General features: G+C 69.8%; 27 protein-coding genes. 7 read left to right on the forward strand and 20 right to left on the reverse strand.

The annotated features are described in order from the left end of the window. Positions 1-35: 35 nt before the first annotated feature. Genes ACFYW5_RS05240 through ACFYW5_RS05250 form a run of 3 tightly spaced genes read right to left on the reverse strand, consistent with a single transcriptional unit; the run spans position 36 to position 2484 of the window. The gene (locus tag ACFYW5_RS05240) at positions 36-827 is read right to left on the reverse strand and encodes an ABC transporter permease (protein ID WP_389415533.1); all 792 of its coding nucleotides are present in this window, start codon (positions 825-827) and stop codon (positions 36-38) included. Beyond that, positions 824-1783 (reverse strand): ATP-binding cassette domain-containing protein, encoded by a 960-nt coding sequence (locus tag ACFYW5_RS05245; RefSeq protein WP_389415534.1) that lies wholly within the window; start codon positions 1781-1783, stop codon positions 824-826. Before ACFYW5_RS05245 ends, ACFYW5_RS05240 begins: the two co-directional genes overlap by 4 nt. Positions 1784-1812: 29 nt before the next feature. After that, the gene (locus tag ACFYW5_RS05250) at positions 1813-2484 is read right to left on the reverse strand and encodes a DUF4097 family beta strand repeat-containing protein (protein WP_389415535.1); all 672 of its coding nucleotides are present in this window, start codon (positions 2482-2484) and stop codon (positions 1813-1815) included. Between the two features lie 244 nt (positions 2485-2728). On the opposite strand from ACFYW5_RS05250, the gene ACFYW5_RS05255 reads away from it, so the two are divergent. Next, positions 2729-3469 (forward strand): helix-turn-helix domain-containing protein, encoded by a 741-nt coding sequence (locus tag ACFYW5_RS05255; RefSeq protein ID WP_389415536.1) that lies wholly within the window; start codon positions 2729-2731, stop codon positions 3467-3469. Between the two features lie 10 nt (positions 3470-3479). On the opposite strand, the gene ACFYW5_RS05260 is transcribed toward ACFYW5_RS05255, so the two are convergent. Next, positions 3480-3902: an ATP-binding protein gene (locus ACFYW5_RS05260; RefSeq protein ID WP_389415537.1), complete on the reverse strand. Its 423-nt coding sequence runs from the start codon at positions 3900-3902 to the stop codon at positions 3480-3482. Positions 3903-4017: 115 nt separating this feature from the next. On the opposite strand from ACFYW5_RS05260, the gene ACFYW5_RS05265 reads away from it, so the two are divergent. Both ACFYW5_RS05265 and ACFYW5_RS05270 read left to right on the forward strand, forming a co-directional pair. Continuing rightward, on the forward strand, positions 4018-4872 hold the full coding sequence (locus tag ACFYW5_RS05265; RefSeq protein WP_389415651.1) for a helix-turn-helix domain-containing protein: 855 nt from the start codon (positions 4018-4020) through the stop codon (positions 4870-4872). Next, entirely contained in the window at positions 4869-5060 is a 192-nt protein-coding gene (locus tag ACFYW5_RS05270; protein WP_389415538.1) for a DUF397 domain-containing protein, read from the forward strand. The genes ACFYW5_RS05265 and ACFYW5_RS05270 overlap by 4 nt, the downstream gene beginning before the upstream one ends. Here the strand turns inward: ACFYW5_RS05270 and ACFYW5_RS05275 are convergent, their stop codons facing one another. After that, a complete protein-coding gene (locus ACFYW5_RS05275; RefSeq protein ID WP_389415539.1) occupies positions 5061-6992 on the reverse strand; it encodes an AMP-dependent synthetase/ligase in 1932 nt (643 codons plus the stop codon). A gap of 253 nt (positions 6993-7245) precedes the next feature. Between ACFYW5_RS05275 and ACFYW5_RS05280 the strand changes: the two genes are divergently transcribed. Further along, the gene (locus ACFYW5_RS05280) at positions 7246-8034 is read left to right on the forward strand and encodes a MaoC family dehydratase (protein WP_389415540.1); all 789 of its coding nucleotides are present in this window, start codon (positions 7246-7248) and stop codon (positions 8032-8034) included. Here the strand turns inward: ACFYW5_RS05280 and ACFYW5_RS05285 are convergent. From ACFYW5_RS05285 to ACFYW5_RS05315, 7 genes are all read right to left on the reverse strand, one after another. Next, positions 8027-8671 carry a TetR/AcrR family transcriptional regulator gene (locus ACFYW5_RS05285; RefSeq protein ID WP_389415541.1) on the reverse strand — a complete coding sequence of 215 codons (645 nt, stop codon included), beginning with the start codon at positions 8669-8671 and terminating at the stop codon, positions 8027-8029. The genes ACFYW5_RS05280 and ACFYW5_RS05285 overlap by 8 nt on opposite strands. 10 nt (positions 8672-8681) lie before the next feature. Then, a complete protein-coding gene (locus ACFYW5_RS05290) occupies positions 8682-8981 on the reverse strand; it encodes a DUF4229 domain-containing protein (RefSeq protein ID WP_389415542.1) in 300 nt (99 codons plus the stop codon). Positions 8982-9159: 178 nt separating this feature from the next. Then, positions 9160-10323, reverse strand: a complete 1164-nt coding sequence (mqnE, locus tag ACFYW5_RS05295) for an aminofutalosine synthase MqnE (protein ID WP_389415543.1) — start codon at positions 10321-10323, stop codon at positions 9160-9162. A gap of 83 nt (positions 10324-10406) precedes the next feature. Next, entirely contained in the window at positions 10407-10862 is a 456-nt protein-coding gene (locus ACFYW5_RS05300; RefSeq protein ID WP_250070821.1) for an Lrp/AsnC family transcriptional regulator, read from the reverse strand. Positions 10863-10947: 85 nt separating this feature from the next. Next, a complete protein-coding gene (locus tag ACFYW5_RS05305) occupies positions 10948-11595 on the reverse strand; it encodes a UbiX family flavin prenyltransferase (protein WP_389415544.1) in 648 nt (215 codons plus the stop codon). A gap of 52 nt (positions 11596-11647) precedes the next feature. Continuing rightward, on the reverse strand, positions 11648-12550 hold the full coding sequence (gene mqnP, locus ACFYW5_RS05310; protein WP_389415545.1) for a menaquinone biosynthesis prenyltransferase MqnP: 903 nt from the start codon (positions 12548-12550) through the stop codon (positions 11648-11650). Next, entirely contained in the window at positions 12547-14004 is a 1458-nt protein-coding gene (locus ACFYW5_RS05315) for a menaquinone biosynthesis decarboxylase (RefSeq protein ID WP_250070818.1), read from the reverse strand. Before ACFYW5_RS05315 ends, mqnP begins: the two co-directional genes overlap by 4 nt. Positions 14005-14090: 86 nt before the next feature. Between ACFYW5_RS05315 and ACFYW5_RS05320 the strand changes: the two genes are divergently transcribed. Continuing rightward, positions 14091-14399 (forward strand): PLD nuclease N-terminal domain-containing protein, encoded by a 309-nt coding sequence (locus tag ACFYW5_RS05320; protein WP_389415546.1) that lies wholly within the window; start codon positions 14091-14093, stop codon positions 14397-14399. Between the two features lies 1 nt (position 14400). Continuing rightward, the gene (locus ACFYW5_RS05325) at positions 14401-15273 is read left to right on the forward strand and encodes a LysR family transcriptional regulator (RefSeq protein WP_389415547.1); all 873 of its coding nucleotides are present in this window, start codon (positions 14401-14403) and stop codon (positions 15271-15273) included. Here the strand turns inward: ACFYW5_RS05325 and ACFYW5_RS05330 are convergent. Both ACFYW5_RS05330 and ACFYW5_RS05335 read right to left on the reverse strand, forming a co-directional pair. Beyond that, positions 15170-16126, reverse strand: a complete 957-nt coding sequence (locus ACFYW5_RS05330) for a DMT family transporter (RefSeq protein ID WP_389415548.1) — start codon at positions 16124-16126, stop codon at positions 15170-15172. The genes ACFYW5_RS05325 and ACFYW5_RS05330 overlap by 104 nt on opposite strands. An 82-nt stretch (positions 16127-16208) precedes the next feature. After that, a complete protein-coding gene (locus ACFYW5_RS05335; protein ID WP_389415549.1) occupies positions 16209-17063 on the reverse strand; it encodes a DUF6281 family protein in 855 nt (284 codons plus the stop codon). Between the two features lie 72 nt (positions 17064-17135). Between ACFYW5_RS05335 and ACFYW5_RS05340 the strand changes: the two genes are divergently transcribed. Continuing rightward, positions 17136-17585, forward strand: a complete 450-nt coding sequence (locus ACFYW5_RS05340) for a nucleoside deaminase (protein ID WP_389415550.1) — start codon at positions 17136-17138, stop codon at positions 17583-17585. Between the two features lie 36 nt (positions 17586-17621). Here the strand turns inward: ACFYW5_RS05340 and ACFYW5_RS05345 are convergent, their stop codons facing one another. The 6 genes from ACFYW5_RS05345 to ACFYW5_RS05370 all read right to left on the reverse strand — a co-directional run bounded on the left by ACFYW5_RS05345 (position 17622) and on the right by ACFYW5_RS05370 (position 23495). After that, on the reverse strand, positions 17622-18017 hold the full coding sequence (locus ACFYW5_RS05345; protein ID WP_389415551.1) for a hypothetical protein: 396 nt from the start codon (positions 18015-18017) through the stop codon (positions 17622-17624). A 15-nt stretch (positions 18018-18032) separates the two neighbouring features. Then, a complete protein-coding gene (gene ccsB, locus ACFYW5_RS05350; RefSeq protein ID WP_389415552.1) occupies positions 18033-19139 on the reverse strand; it encodes a c-type cytochrome biogenesis protein CcsB in 1107 nt (368 codons plus the stop codon). Further along, positions 19136-20824: a cytochrome c biogenesis protein ResB gene (locus tag ACFYW5_RS05355; RefSeq protein WP_389415553.1), complete on the reverse strand. Its 1689-nt coding sequence runs from the start codon at positions 20822-20824 to the stop codon at positions 19136-19138. Before ACFYW5_RS05355 ends, ccsB begins: the two co-directional genes overlap by 4 nt. Before the next feature lie 3 nt (positions 20825-20827). Then, positions 20828-21598 (reverse strand): cytochrome c biogenesis CcdA family protein, encoded by a 771-nt coding sequence (locus tag ACFYW5_RS05360; RefSeq protein ID WP_383311253.1) that lies wholly within the window; start codon positions 21596-21598, stop codon positions 20828-20830. Position 21599: 1 nt separating this feature from the next. Continuing rightward, positions 21600-22190: a TlpA family protein disulfide reductase gene (locus ACFYW5_RS05365; RefSeq protein WP_389415554.1), complete on the reverse strand. Its 591-nt coding sequence runs from the start codon at positions 22188-22190 to the stop codon at positions 21600-21602. 66 nt (positions 22191-22256) lie between these two features. Continuing rightward, positions 22257-23495, reverse strand: coding sequence for a hypothetical protein (locus ACFYW5_RS05370; RefSeq protein ID WP_389415555.1), 1239 nt, complete (start codon positions 23493-23495; stop codon positions 22257-22259). Positions 23496-23521 lie beyond the last annotated feature (26 nt).

A 23521-nucleotide genomic window follows, 5' to 3' on the forward strand; every position in this document is an offset into this window, starting at 1 on the left:
ACGACTGCCCGCAGCTACGCGGGCATGGGGTGCCCTTACTTCGGGTCCGCGTTGAAGCGGGCCGTGGACCAGCGGTAGCCGAGGGCCGTCAGGGCTGTGCACCAGGCCAGGGTCAGCCAGCCGTTGATGCCGATTTCCGTGCCCAGCAGGAGGCCTCGGAGGGTTTCGATGGCCGGGGTGAAGGGCTGGTACTCGGCGATCGGCTGGAACCAGCCCGGCATCGCGTCCAGCGGGACGAACGTGCTGGAGAGCAGCGGCAGCAGGATCAGCGGCATGGCGTTGTTGCTCGCCGCCTCCGCGTTCGGGCTGACCAGTCCCATGCCCACCGCGATCCAGGTCAGTGCCGTGGCGAACAGGACGACGAGTCCGAACGCCGCCAGCCACTCCACCACCGTCGCGTCGGTGGAGCGGAAGCCGATCGCCACCGCCACCAACCCGACCAGGACCACGCTGGCCACGGCCTGGAGCACACTGCCGATCACATGGCCGATGATCACCGACCCCCGGTGGATCGCCATGGTCCGGAAGCGGGCGATGATGCCCTCGGTCATGTCGTTGGAGACGGAGACCGCCGTGCCGATCGTGGTGCTGCCGATGGTCATCAGCACCAGCCCCGGCACCACGAAGGCGATGTACGCGGCCCGGTCCGGCCCCCCGCCCCCGATGCCCGCGCTCATCGTGTCGCCGAAGATGTACACGAAGAGCAGCAACAGCATGATCGGCGTCAGCAGCAGGTTCAGGGTCATCGACGGGTAGCGCCGGGCGTGCAGCAGGTTGCGGCGCAGCATCGTGGAGCAGTCGCGCACGGCGAGGGACACAGAGCTCATCGGACGTTCTCCTTCGGCTGGTTGGGGACGGTCGCGGCGCCGCCGGTCAGGGCGAAGAACACGTCGTCGAGGTCAGGGGTGTGCACGGTCAGCTCGTCGGCCTCCACGTCCGCCGCGTCGAGCCAGTCGAGGATGGCGCGCAGTTCGCGCTGGCTTCCGCCGCTGGCGATCTGCAGCGCCAGCGCCTCGTCGTCCCGCGTCGTCTCGTGCAGCGCGGACGCTGCGGCCCGGTAGGCGGCCGGGTCGGTGAAGCGGAGCCGTACGTGCCCGCCGGGGACCAGCCGCTTCAGTTCGTCGGCGCTTCCCTCCGCCGCGATCCCCCCGTCGTTCAGCACCGCGATCCGGTCGGCGAGTTCGTCCGCCTCCTCCAGGTACTGCGTGGTGAGGAAAACCGTGACCCCGCCCGTGACCAACTCCCGGATGATCTGCCACATGGTGTGCCGTGAACGGGGGTCCAGCCCCGTGGTCGGCTCGTCCAGGAAGATGATCCGCGGGCTGCCGACCAGCGTCATCGCGATGTCCAGGCGGCGCTTCATACCGCCGGAGTAGGTCGAGGCCGGCTTCTTCGCGGCCTCCACCAGGTCGAACCGCTCCAGCAGTTCGGCCGTCACCCGCCTGCCCTCGCTGCGGGACAGATGGTGCAGGTCCGCCATGAGGAGCATGTTCTCCTCGCCGGTGATCAGCCCGTCCACGGCGGAGAACTGACCGGTGACCCCGATGGCGGCCCGTACCGCCTGGGCCTCGGTGGCGAGATCGTGCCCGGCGACGCTCGCCCGGCCGCCGTCCGCCGAGATCAGGGTGGAGAGGATCTTCACGGCCGTGGTCTTGCCCGCACCGTTCGGCCCGAGCAGGGCGAAGACCGTGCCTTCCGGTACGGCCAGGTCGATCCCGTCGAGGACCGTCTTGTCGCCGTAGGACTTCCGCAGTCCGTCCGCCGCGATCGCCAGGTTGGTCATGAGAAGGGCTCCTTCGAAGGCTCGGTGGCTCAGAGGCTGCGGGCGGTGATGTCGCCGTGGCTGGTGGTGGCGTGGAGGGCGAGGGGCGCGGCGGAACCCTCGCTGTTCTTCAGGGAGTTGTGGACGCGGCCGTAGCCGGTGCCCGCGTCGAGGGAGGCGGATACGCCGGGGGCGGCGCCGACTTCGATGTCGCCGTGCTGGGTGGTCAGGGTGACGGTGCCGTGGGTGGCTTCGGTGATGTGGATGTCGCCGCGCTGGGTGGTGATGTCGGCGGGGCCCGTGAGGCGGCCGACGGTGATGGTGGCGTCGTGGGCGGTGAGGCGGGCGCCGGCGGTCTCGTCGAGCTTGACCGAGCGGTAGCCGCCGTCGAAGTCGACGTCTCCGAGGCGTCCGACGCCGCGCAGTTCGGCGGCGTCGGCCTTGGCCTGGACGCGGGAGCCGGCCGGGAGCTGGACGGTGACCTCGACGGAGCCGGTGTTGCCCAGGAGCCGGTGGGTGGTTTCGGGGGCGGTGATGCGCAGGATGCCGTCCTCGTAGGCGACTTGGACCTGCTCGGCGGCCTTGATGTCGTGCTTCTTGGTGGCGCCGGCGGGGCGGATGTCGACGGTGGTGTCGGTGCGGTCGCTGGCGATGATCTGGATGCGTCCGGCGGGGATGTCCAGGACGGCGGTGATGGCGGCGGGGGTGGTGAAGGTCTGCATGGTGGCTCTCCTGGTTCAGGTGGCGGGCGTTCCGTCCGCCCGTCGTTTCTGTTGATGGAAAGCTACGTTGCGTTCGAGATTCTGGCAACGCGTTCGTTGCACATGAACCCAGTAACAGCAGGCCACAGACTTGAAATCGTTGCAACGGAACTGAAACTAACGCAACACCCGCCATCCCAACCGTTGCAATGGCTAGGAAATGAACGCTATGCTGACCGCATCAGGACCCACGAAGGAGACAGCGATGCCCGGAGGCAGGCTCACCCAGCAGGAACGCCAGCAGATCGCGCTGGGACTGGCCGACGGCCTCGCCTACGCGGAGATCGCCCGGCGTCTGGACCGCCCGACCTCGACCGTCACCCGCGAGGTCATGCGCAACGGCGGCCCCACCGGCTACCGCGCCGACCTGGCCCACCGCGCCACCGAACAGCGCGCCCACCGCCGCAAGCAGGCCGCGCCCCGGGACCCGAAGGCGCCCGCACCGGCCTACGGACGCGATCCCGAGGCGGTGCGGGAGTACGAGGAGGCGTTCACCACCCTCCTCATGGCACAGGGCCTGCCCAAGATGATGTCCCGGGTGCTGACCTGCCTCTTCACCACCGACGCGGGCAGTCTCACCGCCGCCGAACTCGTCCAGCGCCTCGACGTCAGCCCGGCGTCCGTCTCCAAGTCGGTGGCGTTCCTGGAGAACCAGGGGCTCCTCCGGCGGGAGCGCGACGAACGCCGCCGCGAGCGCTACGTCGTCGACAACGACGTCTGGTTCCAGTCCATGATGGCCAGCGCCCGCGCCAGCTTCGACCTCGCCAAGACCGCACGGCAGGGTGTCGGCATCCTCGGCGCCGACACCCCGGCCGCAGTCCGCCTGGAGAACATCGCCCGCTTCGTCGACTTCGTCGGCGAGAGCATCGCCCGCGCCGCGGAACAGGCCCGCGACATACTGTATGCGGAGCCGCCCGCACCGGCGTCGGACGACGCCAACTCCTAGTAGGCGAGCCTTACTTCGGGCCCGGACCGATCTCCGCCCACACCGTCTTTCCCACGTCCCGTTCCGCCACGCCCCAGGCCGTCGCCAGCAGCGTCACCAGGATCAGGCCCCGGCCGCCCTCGCCGTCGGCCTCCGTCACGTACCGCAGTTTCCGGTCGCCTCGCGCATCGCTCACCTCGATACGGAGAGTGCCCTCCGGGAGCAGGAGCAGCCGCAGTTCGAAGGCGCGGCCGGGCACGCGGCCGTGCGTCACGGCGTTGGCGGCCAGCTCCGCGACCAGGTGCTGCGCGGTGTCGCTGACCTCGCCGTCCGGGGCGTAACCCCACAGGGCCAGTTGCTGGGTGGTCAGGTGCCGGGCCAGCCGGGCGCCGCGCGGAGTGGCGCTGATGCGCTGGGCCAGTTCAGCAGTGGGGGTGGTGATTTCGGCGTTCACGTCACCGAGAGTGGCGGGTTCTCTCTACCCTGACCAGGAGGAACGGGACGACGCTGGGTATCTGTACGACTGCGCTGAGTGCGGTGTGCGGGTTGTCGTGAGAGAGGGTGCGGACGTGAGCAAACGGGGTCCTGAGACACCGGCGGAGGCGGACGGAACGACGGGGTTGTTCACGGCCGTTGGCAAGATGCTCCGACTGCTGCGGGAGCGGAAAGGGCTGACGCAGAAGGAGTTCGGGGCGCTGGTGGGGTACGGGCCGGACGCGATCTCGGCGATCGAGCGGGGCGTACGGACGCCACAGCCGGATCTTCTGGAGAAGGCCGACGAAATCCTGGACGCCGGGGGCTTGTTGAAGGAAGTCATTCCTGAGGTCAGGGAGGCGATGTCGAGGGTCCGGACGCGGCACCCGGAGTGGTATCGCAACTACGCCGGGCTGGAGGCGGAGGCCGTCTCGCTGTACGACTACAGCACGATGGGCGTCCTGGGGCTGCTTCAGACGGAGGACTACGCGCGGACCGTGTTCACGCAACGGCACCCGCCGCTGGACGAGGAGACGATCGAGAAGCGGGTAGCCGACCGGCTCTCCAGGCAGCAGCTCTTCGAAAAGTGGCCACCGCCGGAGTGCAGCTTCGTCATCGAACAGGCCGTGCTGGAACGGCCGATCGGCGGGTCCTCGGTGCACTCCGGGCAGCTTCGGCAGTTGCTGCGCATCGGGCACATGCGGAACGTGCAGCTTCAGGTGATGCCGACAGGCCGACACGAACACCCCAGCCTGGGAGGCTCGTTCACGCTGCTGATCCCCAAGGGGAGGGAACAGGTGGCGTACATGGAGGTCCAGGGATACCCGCGTCTGATTACCGACCGAGAAGAGGTGCGCATCCTCGCGGCCCGTTATGGGATCATCCGGGCTCAGGCTCTCACCCCGGACGAGTCCCTGGACCTGATCGAGAAGATGCTGGAAGAGCGATGACCATAGAGAAGTTGAACTGGTTCAAGTCGAGCTACAGCGACGGCGAAGGTGGACAGTGCCTGGAGGTCGCCGTGACCCCCTCCACCATCCACCTCCGCGACTCCAAGAACCCCTCCGGCCCCCGGCTGACCCTCACCCCCACCGCCTGGTCCGCCTTCCTCGCCTCCCCCGGAGGGAACCCGCGATGATCAGGGGCGCTCGTACAGCGCCTCGATCTCGGCCGCGAAGTCCCGCATGACCGCCGCCCGGCGCAGCTTCATCGACGGGGTGAGGTGGCCGGTGAACTCCGAGAAGTCCCTGGGCAGGATCGCGAACCGGCGGATCGACTCGGGGCGCGAGACCAGCTTGTTCGCCTCGTTCACCGCCCGCTGCACGACGGCCCGCAACTCCTGGTCGTCGACGAGGAGTTCGACCGGTACCGGGTGGCGGCCGTTCATCCGGCGCCAGTGGTTGACGCCGTCGGTGTCGAGGGTGATCAGGGCGGTGACGTAGGGGCGGCGGTCGCCGAGGACCATGGCCTGCGAGATGAGCGGGTGGGAGCGGAGCCAGTTCTCCAGCGGTGCCGGGGCCACGCTCTTGCCGCCGGCCGTGATCAGCAGCTCCTTCTTGCGGCCGGTGATGGTCAGATAGCCCTCGTCGTCCAGTTCGCCGATGTCACCGGTGGCGAGCCAGCCGTCCACCGCGGCCGGGACCACTCCCCCGGCGGCCGGGTCCCAGTAGCCGCGCAGCACTTGCTCGCCGGAGATCAGGATCTCGCCGTCGGCGGCGATCCGGACCCGGGTGCCGGGCAGCGGCCAGCCCACCGTGCCGAGGCGGGGCTTGAGGGGCGGGGTGACGGTGGCGGCGGCGGTCGTCTCGGTCAGGCCGTAGCCCTCGTAGATCTCGATGCCCGCACCGGCGTAGAACGCGGCGAGGCGGCGCCCGAGCGGGGAGCCACCGCAGATCGCGTGGCGGACCCGGCCGCCCATGGCGTTGCGGATCCGGCGGTAGACGAGCGGGTCGTAGAAGGAGCGGGCCATGCTCAGGGCGCGGCCCGGACCCGAGCCGGTGCCGTGCTGCTTGGCCTCCATGGCCTCGCCGTAGCGGCCCGCGACGGCGGCGGCCCGGTCGAACATGGTGAGCCGGCCGCCCTCTTCCGCCTTGGCGCGGGCGGAGTTGAAGACCTTCTCCAGCATGTAGGGGATGGCGAGCAGGCAGGTCGGGCGGAAGGCGGCGAGGTCCGCGAGCAGGTCCTCGGACTGGAGGCTCGGCGCGTGGCCGAGGCGTACCCGGGCGCGGACGCAGGCCACCGCCACCATGCGGCCGAAGACATGGGACATCGGCAGGAAGAGCAGGACCGAGATGTCCTCGGTGGATCTGGACTTGAAGACGGGGTAGAGCAGTTCGATGGCGTTGTCGACCTCGGCGAAGAAGTTGCCGTGGGTGAGCGCGCAGCCCTTGGGGCGGCCGGTGGTGCCGGAGGTGTAGATCAGGGTGGCCAGGGTGCTCGGGCCGAGCATGCCCCGGCGCACCTCGACCTCCTGGTCCGGTATCGGGGCACCGGCTTCCGCGAGCCGCTCGACATGGCCCTTCTCCATCACCCACAAGTGCTGCAGGTCGGGGAGGCGTTCGCGCTCGGGGCCGAGGGCGGCGGCCTGTGCGACGGTCTCGGTGACCAGGGCGACGGCGCCGGAGTCCTGGAGGATCCAGCGGGTCTGGAAGACGGAGGAGGTCGGATAGATGGGCACGGTCACCAGGCCCGCGGCCCAGGCGGCGAAGTCGAGCAGTGTCCACTCGTACGTCGTGCGCGCCATGACCGCGATCCGGTCGCCCGGCATCAGCCCTTCGGCGATCAGCCCCTTGGCCACGGCGAGCACCTGCGCGGCGAACCGCGTCGCCGTCACGTCGGCCCAACTGCCGTCCCCCGTCTTGCGGCTGAGCAGCACCTTGTCCGGCACCGCGAGGGCGTTGTCGAACGGCAGGTCACCCAGTGAGCCGTGCGAGACGGGCGGCGCGAAGGGCGGTACGTACGCCTCCCGGACGACTCCGTCCAGCCGCCGTGTCTCCGGCTCCACGAGGGTGGGGGCGGGGGCGTCGTCGAAGGCGGCGGACGCGGCGAAGGAAGGCAGTGGCGTGGACACGGGCGGCTCCTGGCACGGCGTTCGCGGACGGCTCCCTGCGTGCGGAAAGGGGTTACCGCCGGTTAGGAAGGAGATCGTACGGGGCTGACGTGTGGGGGCTGTGCGGGTTCGGGGAGGGCTCGGGGGCGGGGCTGTGCATCCTCGGGGGTTACGTGAGGGTCACTCCGGTTCGGGGCGTACATACGTGCTTACCTCCGGTAACCTTACTCCGAAGTAAGCAGCCCGCACGAGGGGAAGCAAGGTGGAAGCCGCCATGACCGTCGTTCTCGGTGCCCTGCGCTCGCCCTTCAAACGGCCCCGCGCCGACGCCGACTTCCCGCGCGGCCGGCTGGTCCTGCCGGGCGTGCGCGTCGACCTCGCGCGGCTCGCCGCCTACGAGCGGGTGTGCGGCTTCGCCACCGGCGAGGACGCCCTGCCGCTCACCTACCCGCATGTGCTGGGCTTCCCGTCGGCCCTGCGGCTGATGAGCGGACGGGACTTCCCGCTGCCGCTGCTGGGACTCGTGCACACCTCGATCGAGATCACCCAGCGGGAACGGCTCGCGGCCCTGGAGGAGTACGAACTCACCGTGTACGTCGACGGACTGGCCCCGCACCGGCGCGGCACGGAGGCGACGGTGATGACGGAATTCAGGGCCGGCGGGGCCGCCGTATGGGAGTCGCGCAGTACCTATCTCGCGCGGCACCGGACGGACACGCGTGCCGCAGCGCGCGAGGAACGGCCGCCGCTGCCCGCCGTCGCCGACTGGCGGCTCGGCGCGGACCTCGGACGGCGGTACGCCGCGGTCTCCGGCGACCGCAACCCCATCCACCTCCACCCGCTCACCGCCCGGCCGTTCGGCTTCCCCCGGCCCATCGCGCACGGGATGTGGACGGTGGCGCGCTGCCTGGCTGCCTACGGGGCTCCCCCGGCGGCCCGGGTCACCGCGGAGTTCCGGGCGCCGGTGCCGCTGCCTGGGACGGTGACGTACGGGGCGGAGCCGGGGCGGTTCGAAGTGCGCGGCGGCGAGGGCCGCGTGCACCTGGCGGGGACGGTCAGCTGACCGGCGGGACCCAGGGGCGGGCGTCCATCATGTTGCCGAGTCCCGCCCAGGCGAAGTTCATCAGGGTGGCGGCGGCCTGGCGGGCGGTGACGCCCGGGGTGGCGTTGGCCCAGTCGGCGAGCGACTCGGCGGCGCCGACCAGGGCCTCGGCGAGTCCGGCGACCTCGTCCTCGGGAAGGTCCGGGTCGCGGTGGGCGGCGCGGGCGGCGGCGAGGATCAGCTGGGTGACGAACGCGACGATCTCCTCGCGCATAGCGGTCGCCTCGGCGGCGAACGCGTCGCCGTGGGTGCGGGCTTGGAGGTGCAGCACCGCCCAGCCGTCCGGGTGGCGGGCGGTGTGCGTGAAGAACGCCCGCAGTCCGTCCCAGAGTTGGCGGTCGGCGGGCGCGTCGGTCTCGACGCCGGCCCGCACGGCGGCGGTGAGCGCCTGCGCCTCGCGGCGGATGCAGGCGGTGAAGAGGTCTTCCTTGGAGTTCAGGTACAGGTAGACCAACGGTTTGGAGACACCGGCGAGTTCGGCGATCTCGTCCATCGAGGCGGCCATGTATCCGCGGCGCCCGAAGGTCCGTACGGCGGCGTCCAGCATCTGCTGTTCACGGACCGCACGCGGCATTCGCTTGGACTTGACTGCACCCATGGGGCCAAGACTAGGACGTCTGCCCCTGCGCCCGAGCGGAGTCGTCGATGCCGTCCTCCTGGGAGCGGTTCGCCTCCAGGTTCGCCTTCACCCGGTCGACCCTCTGGACGATCTGCACGGAGGCGCGGTCCCGCTCCTTGCGCAGCACGACGAAGCTGATCGGGGCGGAGATCAGCAGGGCGAGCAGCACGACCCACATGCCGTTGGAGTCGCCGAGGCCGCGCGGGGCGACACCGGAGTAGACGAGGCCCCAGACGACCACGAGGCAGCCCGCGAAGATCCCGAGGCGCATCAGCGTGTAGCGGAGCATCTCAATCCAGTCTTCCGATTCCGACAAAGTCCCAAAGGTGCGACATCCAGTGAAGCATGTCGGGGCCGCGATCTTGGGGGCGGGGCTCAGTCGAGTGCGGGCCGGTGGGGGCTGGTCGCGCAGTTCCCCGCGCCCCTGAGTCGGTACAGCTGATCGAGTTTCGACCCGCAGTCGGCCCTCACACCCGCATCGGCTGGGGGGACTCCCTGCGGGCCGGGTCCGGGCCCTCGTACTCTCGGATGATCTCGTACCGCGTGTTGCGCTCCACCGGGCGGAATCCCGCGTCCCTGATCAGGTCCAGCAGGTCCTCGCGGGTGAGTTTGTTCGGCGTGCCGTAGTTGTCCGCGTCGTGGGTGATCTTGTACTCGACGACCGAACCGTCCATGTCGTCGGCGCCGTGCTGCAGCGCCAGCTGCGCCGTCTGGACGCCGTGCATGACCCAGAAGACCTTGACGTGCGGCACGTTGTCGAACAGCAGCCGCGACACCGCGAACGTCTTCAGCGCCTCCGCCCCGGTCGCCATCTGGGTGCGCGCCTGGAGGCGGTTGCGGACCTTGCCGTCCTGCATGTCCACGAAGTCGTGCTGGTAGCGCAGCGGGATGAAGACCTGGAAGCCGCCGGTCTCGTCCTGCAGCTCGCGCAGCCGCAGCACATGGTCCACCCGGTGCCGGGGCTCTTCGATGTGGCCGTACAGCATGGTGCTCGGGGTCTTCAGACCCTTCTCGTGCGCCAGGCGGTGGATCCGCGACCAGTCCTCCCAGTGCGTGCGGTGGTCCACGATGTGCTGGCGGACCTCCCAGTCGAAGATCTCCGCGCCGCCACCGGTCAAGGACTCCAGACCGGCGTCGATCAGCTCGTCCAGGATCTCCGACGCCGACAGGCCCGAGATCGTCTCGAAGTGGTGGATCTCCGTCGCCGTGAAGGCCTTCAGGGACACGTGCGGCAGGGCGGCCTTCAGCTCCCGCAGCGAGCGCGGGTAGTAGCGCCACGGCAGGTTCGGGTGCAGGCCGTTGACGATGTGCAGCTCGGTCAGGTTCTCCGACTCCATCGCCTTGGCGAGCTTCACCGCCTCCTCGATGCGCATCGTGTACGCGTCCTTCTCCCCCGGCTTGCGCTGGAAGGAGCAGTAGGCGCAGGACGCCGTGCACACGTTGGTCATGTTGAGGTGACGGTTGACGTTGAAGTGGACCACGTCGCCGTTCTTGCGGGTCCGCACCTCGTGGGCGAGTCCGCCGAGCCAGGCGAGATCGTCCGACGCGTACAGCGCGATGCCGTCCTCGCGGGTCAGCCGCTCACCGGAGCGGACCTTCTCCTCCAGCTCGCGCTTGAGCCCGACGTCCATGCGTACACCCTCTCCTAGACCGACGTGACAAACCTACTCCCCCACCCTTCGGGCGGGCGGTACCCCCATACGGCCCTGCGGGCCTACACCTCTTCGGGCAACTCACCCACCCGGTTCTCCCACTTCGTGGAGAGCACGATGGTGGTACGGGTCCGGGAGACGCCCTTGGTGCCGCTGAGCCGCCGGATGATCTTCTCCAGGCCGTCCACGTCGTTCGCCCGCACCTTGAGCATGTACGAGTCGTCGCCGGCGATGAACCAGCAGTCCTCGATCTCCGAGAGGTCCTTCATGCGCCGGGCCACGTCCTCGTGGTCGGCCGCGTCGGAGAGCGAGATGCCGATCAGGGCGGTGACGCCGAGGCCGAGGGAGGCCGCGTCGACCGTGGCGCGGTAGCCGGTGATGACCCCGGCCGCCTCCAGCCGGTTGATGCGGTCGGTGACACTGGGTCCCGACAGGCCGACGAGGCGCCCAAGCTCCGCGTAGGAGGCCCGGCCGTTCTCCCTCAGGGCCTGGATGAGCTGCCTGTCCACCGCGTCCATGCGATTCGAAGCCTTCCGCTGAATGATCCTGATCCGAAAGATCTGAAGAGGTCTGAAACGGTCGATTGATCCCTGCTGTGCCGCCTCAGTCGGTGCGTGCGCCGCCGAGGTCGCCCTTCCAGCGGCGGTAGAGGCGGTGCTCCACGCCCGCCGCGTCGAGCACCCGTCCGGCGACGAAGTCCACCAGGTCCTGGATGTGGGTGGCCCCGGCGTAGAAGGCCGGCGAGGCGGGCACGACGGTGGCGCCCGCGTCGTCGAGGGTGACCAGGTGCCGCAGCGTCTGCCCGTTCAAGGGGGTCTCCCGTACGGCGACGACCAGCTTGCGGCCTTCCTTCAGGGTGACGCTCGCGGTCCGCTGCAGCAGGTCCTTGGACAGCCCGAGCGCCACACCCGCGACCGCGGCGGTGGACGCCGGCACGATCAGCATGCCCTTCGTGGGGTACGAGCCGGAGGACGGCCCCGCCGCGAGGTCCCCGGCACTCCAGTGCCGTACCCCCGCGATGTCCGGGTCGAAGGTGCCCGGCTTTCCGTCCGCCCCCCGGGACAGCCAGGCGCGCAGGTCGTCCTGCCAGTGCGCGTCCCGGAAGGGCAGCCCGGTCTCGTCGAGCAGCGTGAGCCGCGAGGCGCGGCTCACCACCAGGTCCACGCTCTCCCCCGCCGCGAGCAGAGCACGCAGCACAGCAGCCGCGTACGGCGTCCCGGATGCTCCGGACACCCCCACGATCCAAGGCACGCGCTGCGATTCTCCTGCGTTCACATCTTGAGCGTACCGGTGGACGGGACGGTCAGACGGTCAGCCCCCGCACCAGGAGGTCCAGCAGCGCACAAGCGAACAGGGCGATGCCGATGAAGCCGTTGACGCTGAAGAACGCCCTGTTGAGGCGGGAGAGGTCGGTCGGGCGGACGATGGTGTGCTCGTAGACGAAGGCGCCCGCCACGATCAGCAGGCCGAGCCAGAAGAACGCGCCCGCGCCGGTGGCGACCGCGTACCAGACGAGCAGCAGCGTGGTGACGGCGTGGCAGACCCGGGCGGCCTGGATGGACGCCGGGACACCGAAGCGGGCCGGGACCGACCTGACGCCGGTCTCGCGGTCCGACTCCACGTCCTGGCAGGCGTAGATCAGGTCGAAGCCGCCGATCCAGATGCCGACCGCGAGGCCCAGTATCACCGCGTCCCAGGACCACTCGCCGGTGATCGCCAGCCAGCCGCCGATCGGGCCCATCGCCTGGGCCAGCGCCAGGATGGCCTGCGGGTAGTTCGTGAACCGCTTGCCGTAGGGGTAGACCACCATCGGGATCACCGCGACCGGCGCGAGGGCCAGGCACAGGGGGTTCAGCGCCGCCGCCGAGCCCAGGAAAACCACCAGCGCGATCAGCGCGCCCGTCCAGGCGTGCTTCACCGACATCGCGCCGGTGACCAGCTCGCGGTGGGCGGTGCGGGGGTTGCGGGCGTCGATCTCGCGGTCGATGATCCGGTTCACGGCCATGGCGAAGGTGCGCAGGCCGACCATGCAGACGGTGACCAGCAGCAGCCGGCCCCAGTGGATGTTCTCGTCCCACTGGAACATCGCGGTCAGGGCGGCGATGTAGGCGAACGGCAGCGCGAAGACCGAGTGCTCGATCATGACCAGGCGCAGGAACGCCTTGGTGCGGCCCGGCTGGGGAAGCGCGGCAGAGGCGGAAGTCACAGTCCGTACTCCTTCCACCGGCGGTCCACCTTCGCCGCCGTCTCCGGGTCCGACTCCACCATGTCCGGCCAGCCGCCGTCGCGGGTGTAGCCCTCCTCGGGCCACTTCTTCGTCGCGTCGATGCCCGCCTTGCCACCCCAGAACTGCTGGTAGGAGGCGTGGTCGAGATGGTCGACGGGACCCTCGACGACCGACAGGTCACGGGCGTAGTCGGTGTTGCCCAGCGCCCGCCAGGCGACCTCGTGCAGGTCGTGGACGTCGCAGTCGGAGTCGACGACCACGATCAGCTTCGTCAGGGACATCATGTGGGCGCCCCAGATCGCGTGCATCACCTTCTGCGCGTGCTTGGGGTACTTCTTGTCGATCGAGACGATCGCGCAGTTGTGGAAGCCGCCGGCCTCGGGCAGGTGGTAGTCCACGATGTCCGGGACGATGATCTTCAGCAGGGGCAGGAAGAACCGCTCGGTGGCCCGGCCCAGGGGCCCGTCCTCCGTCGGCGGGCGGCCCACGACGATCGACTGGAGCAGCGGGCGCTTCCGCATGGTCACGCAGTCGATCTTCAGTGCGGGGAACGGTTCCTGCGGGGTGTAGAAGCCGGTGTGGTCGCCGAAGGGACCCTCGGGGAGCATCTCGCCCGGCTCCAGCCAGCCCTCGATCACCACCTCCGCCTGCGCCGGGACCTGCAGCGGGACCGTCTTGCAGTCGACCATCTCGATCCGCTTGCCCGCGAGGAAACCGGCGAAGAGGTACTCGTCGATGTCGCCGGGGAGCGGGGCGGTGGAGGCGTAGCTGACGGCCGGGGGGCAGCCGAAGGCGATCGCGACCGGCAGCCGCTCGCCCCGGCGCGCGGCGACCTGGTAGTGGTTGCGGCTGTCCTTGTGGATCTGCCAGTGCATGCCGATGGTGCGCCGGTCGTGGCGCTGGAGGCGGTACAGACCGAGGTTGCGGACCCCGGACTCCGGGTCCTTGGTGTGGGTCAGCCCCAGGTTGAAGAAGGAGCCGCCGTCCTTGGGCCAGGTGAACAGGGCGGGCAGGGCGTCCAGGTCGACGTCGTCCCCGTGCAGGACGACCTCCTGCACCGGCGCGTCGGAGGACTTGACCTTCTTCGGCGGTACGTGGGCCATCGCGCCGAGCTTGCCGAAGGCCTCCCGCACGCCCACGAAGCCGTGCGGCAGCTCGGGCCTGAGCAGCCCGCCGATCTTCTCGCTGATCTCGGCGTAGGACTTCAGGCCGAGGGCCTTCAGGAGCCGGCGGTCGGTGCCGAAGACGTTCATCGCGAGGGGCATCGAGGAGCCCTTCACGTTCTCGAAGAGCAGTGCCGGGCCACCTGCCTTCTGCACCCGGTCGACGATCTCCCCGACCTCCAGATACGGATCGACCTCAGCTTTGACGCGCTTGAGGTCGCCTTCGCGTTCCAGTGCCCTGAGCAGGGAACGAAGATCGTCGTAAGCCATGGGGTCAAGTATCCCCGAGCGGCTACCCTGGCCTTGTACCTGGGGGCTGTGATCGCGTCCCCGACCACCGATCGCTGGAGGGCCCCATGCTCCGGGTGCTGATGTTCCTGGTACCGCTGGCGCTGAGCATCTACGCCTTCATCGACTGCATCAGCACGAAGGACGAGGACATCCGGCACATCCCCAAGCCGTTGTGGGCGATCCTCGTGCTGCTGTTCCCGCTGGTCGGGTCGGTCTCGTGGCTGATCGCGGGCAAGAAGCGCAGCCCGGCCGCCGAGGGCTGGTCCGGGGTGCGCACGGGCCGCTCCCAGCAGTGGGTGGCGCCCGACGACAACCCGGACTTCCTGAAGTCCCTGGACGAGGACGACGACAAGAAGAAGCGGGACGAGCCCTGAGATGGAGCTGCGGCTCCTCGTCACCTTCGAGAAGGTCGCGACCGTCCTGAGCTTCACGCGGGCGGCGACCGAGCTGGCGTACGCGCAGTCCAGTGTCACCAGTCAGATCCGGGCCCTGGAATCCTCCCTCGGCACCGAGCTGTTCGACCGGCTCGGCGGGCGGATCCGGCTGACGGAGGCGGGTGAGCGGCTGCTCCCGTACGCCCGGCAGATCATCGAGCTGAGCGCGGAGGCTCGGGCCGCGGTGACGGCGGCGGAGGAGCCGACGGGGTCGCTCGTCGTCGGCACCATGGAGTCGCTGACCTCCTACCGGCTGCCCCCGCTGCTGGAACTGTTCCACCACCGCTATCCGAAGGTGCGGCTCGCGCTGCGCACGACCATCGGCGACGAGACCCGGCAGGCGCTGCGGCAGGGGACGTACGACCTCGGCTTCCTGATGGAGGCGGAGACGGACCATCCCGGCCTGGAGAGCGAGGTGCTGGCGGTCGAGCCGCTGGCGCTGGTGGCGGGCGCCCCGGTGGAGGTCTCGGGGACGGCCGATCTGCTCCGGCATCCGCTGCTCGCCACGGAACCCGGCTGCGCCTACCGGGACTTGCTGGAGCGGGAGCTCAAGTCGGTGGACCCGGCGGTGGAGTTCATGGAGTTCGGCACCATCGAGGCGACCAAGCGGGCGGCGGCGGCCGGTCTCGGGATCGCCTTGCTGCCCGAGGTGACGGTCGCCGCCGAACTCGCGGAGGGGTCGTTGGTGCGGCTGCCGTGGGAGCCGCCGTTCACGCTTCGGACGCAACTGGCGTGGCGGGCCGGGAAGCGGCTTCCGGCGCACGCCCGGCTGTTCCTGGAGCAGGCACGGAAGCTGATCGCCGAGCAAGGGTGACCTTCAGGCTCGCCGTCACGATCAGCGGGACGCCGAGCGCCTGGACCAGGCCGATGTGATGGCCGTACACCGCCCAGTCGACGGTCATCGCGACCGCCGGGTAGACGAAGGCGAGGACGGCGATCTTCGGGGTGGGCAGCTGGGCGTAGGCGGCGTACATCAGGACGTACATCAGCCCGGTGTGGATGACCCCGAGCCCGACCAGCCAGCCCCAGTCCGCGCCGGTGCCGGCCATCGCGCCGAAGTCGGCGAAGGGCAGGAGGAGCGGGATGCCGACGAGGACCTGGACCAGGGCGATGAGGTGCGGGCGGACGCCGGTGATTCTCTTGGTGACGACGGTGGACAGGCCGTAGAGGAGCGCGGCGAGGAGCGCCTGGCCGAGGCCGAGGACGTACTCGCCCGAGGCGCCGGTCAGGTCCCCGGGGCGGACGCCGGAGACGAGGACCAGGCCCGCGAAGGCGACGCCGATCCAGCCGGCCTTGGCGGCGGTGATCCGCTCGCGGAAGAGGACGGCGCCGAGCAGGACGACGTAGAACGGCTGGGTGTGGTAGACGACCGTGGCGACGGAGATGGACGTGTTCTCGTACGACTGGAAGAGGAAGACCCAGTTGAAGACGATGAACACGCCGCCGAGGACGGCCAGTCCGAGGGTGCGGGGCGTGAAGCCGAGGCCGCGCTCACGGAACCAGCCGCGGGCGAGGATGTAGCCGCCGAGGGCGAGGGCGCCGAACAGGACGCGGAAGAAGACGACGTTGAAGGGCGAGGCGCCCGACTCGACGACGAAGACACCGAGGGTGCCGGAGAGCACCATCGCCGCCGCCAGCTGAACTGAGCCCTTGCTCTGTGAGGTCATGGCGGTGACGCTACGAGCCGGTGTCGGCGCAGGTCCACGGGCTGCTGGGGCGTCCTGCCGATGGGCCCATCGAGGATGCCGATCAGTTGGCTTCAGCCTGTCCGACGTGCACGACCTTGATGTGCTCCGTGCCGAAGGCGTCCTGGATCAAGGGCTCGGCGGTGCCGGGCTCGTCGACCCCGACATGGACCCAGCCGCGCTCGTCGACCGCGACCTCGCGGAGCTGGAAGGTGCCGTCCCAGCGGTTCATGTCCTCGCTGATCCGGTTCGCGAGGGCGTCGAGGTCCTTCCGGTTGGCGTCGGTGTCGTGGATCCGGACGGTGACGCCCTGCTCGGCGGCGTCGCAGACGGCCTTGTCGAAGGCGGCGGAGGGGATGCGGTAGAGGTCGGCCGCGGTGTCGTCCTGGTCGACGGAGAGCCCGGTGAAGGACCCCGCGTACCGCTTCGCGGCGAGTCGGTCGATGTGGGCGAGGGTGCGATAGAGGGGGGTGTCGTCCGGGTTGTCGTCGGTGCCTGACGCGGTGGGGGCGGGACGGGTGCCGACGCACTCGTCCGTCGCCGCCTGCCGCAACTTCTCGACCTCGAGGGGCAGTTCGCCGTTCCGGCGGACGGCGACCAGGAGGAGGTCGTCCGGGTCGTCCCCCACGGCGATGGCCACCTCGGGGTCCAGGCCCTTGACCCGGTACGCCGTCACCTCGCGCGCGGGCGAGCCGTCGTCGCCGTCGCTCGGGGTGTCGTCGCAGGGGGGCTCTACCGCCGTGCCCAGCTTCCCGCCCCGCTGGAAGTCGATGTTGGCCACGTCCCCGTACTGGCGGTCGTCGTAAGCGACGCGGTACGCGCAGACCGCGTCCGCGGTCCCGCCCCCGCCCGCCTCGGCGCAGCCGACCGCGCTCAACGCCACGACCGTGATCCCGGCCATCACCACTACCGCCCTCATGGACTCCCCCTCTTCCCGCTGCCTGTGACTCCGACGTGGCTGGCACCGGTTTCGTTCGGCCAGAGTGGACCCATGGATCAGGCACAGGCACGCACCTGGCTCACCACCGCCGTCGAGGAGGCCCGCGCCGGGCTCGCCGAGGGCGGCATCCCGATCGGCGCGGCGCTCTACGGCGCCGACGGCACCCTGCTCGGCCGCGGCCGCAACCGGCGCGTCCAGGACGACGACCCGTCGACCCACGCGGAGACGGCGGCGTTCCGGAACGCGGGACGGCAGCGGTCGTATCGCGGGACGACCATGGTGACGACCCTCTCGCCCTGCTGGTACTGCTCCGGGCTCGTCCGGCAGTTCCGGATCTCGCGGGTCGTCATCGGGGAGGCCGTCACCTTTCACGGCGGGCACGACTGGCTGGCCGGGCACGGCGTGGAGGTCGTGCTGCTCGACGACCCCGAGTGCGTCGGGATGATGCGCGACTTCATCCGGCAGCGGCCCGAGCTGTGGCACGAGGACATCGGGGAGTGAGGGCCGGGTTTCCCGGGGTCTTGTCTCGTCGGGGGCCTACCGCAGTAGCTCGATCAGGCGTTCGAAGCGGGTTCTCCAGCGGTCCTCCGGCTCCGTTCCGCCCTCGTACTCGTGGGTGAAGCGGAGGGCGCTCGCCTCGTCGCCGTCGCGTTCCAGGTGGAAGCGGATACGGCCGCCGCCCGCCACGGTGTACTCGGCGACCCGGTCCACGTCCCAGGCGGTGACCTCCCCGGCGCCCAGGCCGCGCAGGGCGACGATCCCGCCGAGCCGGGGTTCGAGGACGTCGACGTCGGTGAACCAGCCGGCCAGCCCCTCCGGGGTCGCGAGGGCCGGCCAGACCTCTTCCATGCGCTTCGGGAGCCGCACCAGGAAGTGCAGGATGTGCGTGCTCCCGTCGGTCCGGCTGGTGCCCTGTTCGATGGGTCCGGTCATGACACCAGCGTAGGTTCAGAACCCCACGGACTGCAGCGCGCCCAGGCCCACGTCGGCGTAGGAGTGCTTGCCGGAGACGAAGATGTTGACGCCGTAGTAGTTGAACAGCCAGCAGGCGAAGGCGATCAGGGCCAGGTAGGCGGCCTTGCGGCCCTTCCAGCCGGCCGTGGCGCGGGCGTGCAGGTAGCAGGCGTAGGCGACCCAGGTGATGAAGGACCAGGTCTCCTTGGGGTCCCAGCCCCAGTAGCGGCCCCAGGCGTCGCCCGCCCAGATCGCGCCCGCGATGATCGTGAACGTCCACAGCGGGAAGACGGCGGCGTTGACGCGGTAGGAGAACTTGTCCAGGGACGCCGCGGCGGGCAGCCGGTCCAGCACCGAGTTCGCGAACCGGCCCGGGGTGCCGCCGCCCGCGAGCTTGTTCTCGTAGCTGTCCTTGAAGAGGTACAGCAGCGAGGAGAGCGCGCCCACGTAGAACACCGCGCCGCAGAAGATCGCCGTGGAGACGTGGATGTACAGCCAGTACGAGTGCAGCGCGGGAACCAACTGGTCGCTGTCGGTGTACAAGACAGTGACGGCGAGACCGAGATCGAGGAGGACCGTGGTGATCAGGAACAGCCCGAGCCAGCGCACGTTCTTCTTCAGCGCCAGCAGCGTCAGGTACACCCCGACGGCGACCGTGGAGAAGGTGATGTTGAACTCGTACATGTTGCCCCACGGCGCCCGCTGCACCGACAGGGCCCGGGCGAGCACACCGCCGAACTCGATGAGGAAGGCGAGCACCGTGAGCGAGACGGCGATACGGCCGTAGAGGTCGCCCTGCTCGTCCCCGCCGTGCGCGCCGGGACCGTCGGGCACGTCGCGGGTGCCGCTCGCGGCCCGGACGACGACCTTCGGCCGCTCCAGGACGGCGGTGCCGCCGGCCTTGCGCACCGTGACCGCCGGAGCGCCCGCCTTCTGCGACGCGGTGAGCGCGGCGGCGGTGCGGCCGACCTTGCTGCGGCTGCCGAAGAGCCATTCGGCGATGTACGCGAAGAACGCCAGGGTGTAGACGGCCATCGCGGAGTAGATCAGCGTGTTGCTGAGGCTCGCGAGGCTTTCGTTGGTTGCGGCGGCGAGAGTCACTTCTCAGCCCCTTCGGCAGGTACAGCGGGGTCGGTTGTGGGTTCGGGGTCCGGCGCGCCGGGCGCCGCCTGTTCGTACAGGATCCCGGCGAGGTCGCCGAGCTCCTCTGGCACCTTGGCGGACTCGCTGCGGCCGAGCCCGGCCATCTCCACGACGGTCACCCCGTCGGCGCCCCTGACCGCCCGCACCCACACCCGGCGGCGCTGGATGAACAGGGAGGCGGCCAGGCCGAGGATCGCGGCGAGGGAACCGGCCAGCGCCCAGCCGCTCGCGGGCTGCTGGGTGATCTGGAAGTTCGCCCACTCCTTGGTGCCCTCGTAGGTGATCGAGCCGGCGCCGCCGGGCAGCTTCACGGTCTGCCCGGGCCGCAGGTTCTCCCGCAGCTGCTTGCCCTTGGCGTTCTTGAAGCCCTTCATGTGCTTCTTGTCGAGCTGGTACACGCTCTGCGGGATGCCCGAGTTGACGCCGAGGTCGCCGTGGTAGGGCTCCAGGTTCAGCACCGGGTTGATCAGGGCGGGGAAGGTGGAGGCGACCTCGCTGCCGGCGGTGTAGGTCGGCAGGAAGAAGGCCTTGATCCCGAGCTGCTCGGTCACGCCCTCGGCGTTCTTGTAGCCGTCGAGGACCTTGATCACGCCGGTGGAGGTGACGTTGGAGTCCAGCGGCAGCAGCGGCACGGCGTCCCGGAACACCACCTTGCCCTTGCCGTCCCGGACGGTGACGACGGGGGCGTAGCCGTGGGCGGTGAGGTAGACCTTGGAGTCGCCGATCTCCAGCGGCTGGTTGACCTTGACGGTCGTCCTGCGGTCCTTGCCGTAGGCGCCCTCGGAGTAGGTGAGGGTGGTCTGGTAGGTGCGCGGGGTGCCCTTGTTGGGGCCGGTGGTCTCGTAGGTGCCGGTGAAGTCGCCGAGGGTGAAGCTGAACGGCGTCAGGTCGTCGGTGCTGAAGAGGTTGCCGGACTTGAAGTCGTCGTAGGAGATCAGGGTGTTGGAGAAGCCGTTGCCCTCGACCAGGAGCTTGTTGCCCTCGGACTTGAAGAGCTGGCCCCAGGCGAAGGCGATCAGCATCACGATCAGCGCGATGTGGAAGAGGAGGTTGCCGACCTCGCGCAGATAGCCCTTCTCGGCGGCGACCGCGTCACCGTCGACATGCGCGCGGAAGCGGTTCTTCTTCAGCAGGGCGAGAGCGGCCTCGCGGACCTGCTCGGGCTCCGCCTCGGTGCGCCAGGTGGTGTAGGCGGGCAGCCGGGTCAGCCGCTTCGGGGCGCCCGGCGGCCGGCCGCGCAGCTGGCCCACGAACTGCCAGGTGCGCGGCACGATGCAGCCGATGAGGGAGACGAACAGCAGGATGTAGATCGCGGAGAACCACACCGAACTGTAGACGTGGAAGAGGCCGAGCTTGTCGTAGACCGGCGCGAGGATCTCGTGCCGGTCGCGGAACTCGGCGACCTTCGTCTCGTCGCTGCCGGACTGCGGGATCAGCGAGCCGGGGATCGCGCCGAGGGCCAGCAGCAGGAGCAGCAGCAGCGCGACCCGCATCGAGGTCAGCTGCCGCCAGAACCAGCGGACCCAGCCGACGACCCCCATCGCGGGCAGGTTCGCCGGCTCCTCCTTGGGGGCGGTCGAGAGCTGGGAGCCGGCGGCGCCGAGGTCCTGGTCTTCGGCGCGGTCGGTTGTCGTCTTGCTCATCGGTCAGATCCCCACGGTGAATCCAGCGGACCAGGACTGCATGTCCTGTACGAGGCTGTCCCAGGCTCCGGTCAGCAGCAGCAGACCGGTGACGATCATCATCGCCCCGCCGATCCGCATCACCCAGACGTAGTGGCGCTTGACCCAGCCGAAGGCACCGAGCGCCTTGCGGAAGGCGACCGCGGCGAGCACGAACGGCACGCCGAGGCCCAGGCAGTAGGCGACGGTCAGTATGGCACCGCGGCCCGCGCTCGACTGCTGCGACGACAGGGCGAGCACGGAGGCGAGGGTCGGGCCGATGCAGGGCGTCCAGCCGATGCCGAACAGCGCGCCGAGCAGGGGGGCGCCGACCAGTCCGGCCACCGGCCTGCGGTGGAAGCGGAACTCCCGCTGGGTCATCCAGGGCATCAGGCCCATGAAGAACACGCCCATGAGGATCATGAGCCCGCCCAGCACCTTGGACAGGACGTCCTGCTGCTCCTGGAGCGTCGCCCCGAAGTAGCCGAACAGGGCCCCGCCGGAGACGAACACGGCGGTGAAGCCCGCCACGAACAGGGAGGCGCCCGCGACCATCCGGCCGCGCCGGGCCTCGGCCAGGTCGGTGCCGCTGATGCCGGTGACGTAGGACAGATAGCCGGGGACCAGCGGCAGTACGCACGGGGAGAAGAAGGAGACGAGTCCGCCGAGCAGCGCGATGGGCAGGGCGACCAGCAGGGCGCCGTTGAGCACGGTGCCGTTGTAGCCCTCCGCGGCGAGCGTGGTGAGCGCGCTCACGTCACTTCTCCGCGAGGACCGGGTCGATCATCTTGCGGAGTTTCTCCTCACTGAGCGCGGCCAGCGAGCGGGCCGCGATCTTCCCGTCCCGGTCGAGGACGAGCGTGGAGGGGATCGCCTGCGGGTTGAGGGTGCCCTTCTCGAAGCGGAGCATCAGCTTGCTGCTCGGGTCGTACAGGCTCGGGTAGCTGACGCCGTACTGCTCCTCGAAGGCGCGGGCGCTGCGGATCTGGGGGTCGGCGACATTGATGCCGACGAACTGCACGCCCCGCGACTTGAGGTCCTTGTGGACCTTCTCGAAGTTGGGGGCCTCGGCGCGGCAGGGGGCGCACCAGGAGCCCCACACGTTCAGGACGACGACCTTGCCCTTGAAGGACGAGACCGCGAGCTGCTTGTCGTCGAGGGTCTTCCCGGACAGGTCAGGGGCCGCGTGGCGCTTGCCCTTCGCCACGGTGGAGATGCCGTCCTTGCCCATGATGAAGTTCGTGTCACCGCCGCCGCCCGAGGTGCCTCCGGACGTGCACGCGGACAGCAGCGACGCGGCGGCGACGGCACCGGCGAGGGTCAGGGGGGCGCGACTGGCGGCACTCATGTGAAAAGTTTCGCATGTCCGTTCCGGGGATCTTGCACACCCCCCTTGCAGGTGAAAACCCGCATTTCAGAAGCGCTTCCACCCTTCCGCGGGCGCCTGGCCGACGTCCAGTGTGCGCAGCTTGTCCAGGACCTCCGGCGACTGCACGTCCAGCCAGTCCGTGAACTGCCGGAAGGAGACGAGCCGCACGTCCCCGCCCTTCTCCTTCTCCCGCGCCATGTGCTTCAGGGCCTCCTCGACGGCGTCCATGTAGATGCCGCCGTTCCACTGCTCGAAGTGGTTGCCGACGAAGAAGGGTGCGCGATTTGTCTCATACGCCCGCTTGAAGCCCGATATGTACGCCTGGGCCGACTGCTCGCGCCAGACCGGGTAGTTGTGGGCGGGGGCGTTGGTGGAGTTCACGGACTGGTTGGCGAGCATGTTGTAGTCCATGGACAGGACCTCGAAGCTCCGGCCGGGGAAAGGTATCTGCTGGAGCGGCAGGTCCCAGATGCCCTGCTTCTTGGTGGGCCAGACCTGGCGGCCGCCGGGCGAGGAGGCGTCGTAGCGCCAGCCGAGGTCGCGGGCGACGGGCAGCAGGTTGTCCTGGCCGAGCAGACAGGGCGTGCGGCCGCCGACGAGTTCCTTGTCGTAGTCGAAGGGCAGCGGGGGCAGGTCGGTCCAGCCGCTGTGGCTTCGCCACTCCTTCACGAAGGACTTCGCCTGGTCGATCTCGCTGCGCCACTGCCGCGGGGTCCAGTTGCCGACCGAACCGGAACCGGCGCAGAAGTGGCCGTTGAAGTGGGTGCCGATCTCGTGTCCGTCGAGCCAGGCGCGGCGGACGTTCTCCAGGGTGTCCTTGATGTGCGCGTCGGTGAGGTAGCCGATGTCGGAGGCGCCGCGCGGGTTGTTCGGGGGATCGTAGAGCCGCTTCTTGGACTCGGGCAGGAGATAGAGCCCGGACAGGAAGAAGGTCATGCCGGCGCCGTGCTCCGCGGCGAGGTCGAGGAAGCGCGGGAAGAGGCCGTTGCCGACCTCACCGGCGCCGTCCCAGGAGAAGACGACGAACTGGGGCGGGATCTGCCCCGGTTCCAGCGGCACCGGCCGCTCGGGCTGCTTCGGCTGCTTGCCGGTGTACGCGGTGGAGCCGTCGCCGATGAGACGGGCCGACGGTTTCGGCCCGGAACCGGCCGGGCGGTGATCCGCGGAACCCCGGGAGGGGGTCGGCTCCTCTGACGGGGTGGAGGTCCCGCACCCGCCGAGTCCGACCGCGGCGGCCCCGGCGACGCCGAGTCCGAGTGCTCCCCTGCGGGTGAGAGTGCGCATGGCATCCCCGTTCGTCACGTTCTGTG

It is taken from the genome of Streptomyces sp. NPDC002779 (assembly GCF_042888685.1).
GTDB lineage: Bacteria > Actinomycetota > Actinomycetes > Streptomycetales > Streptomycetaceae > Streptomyces.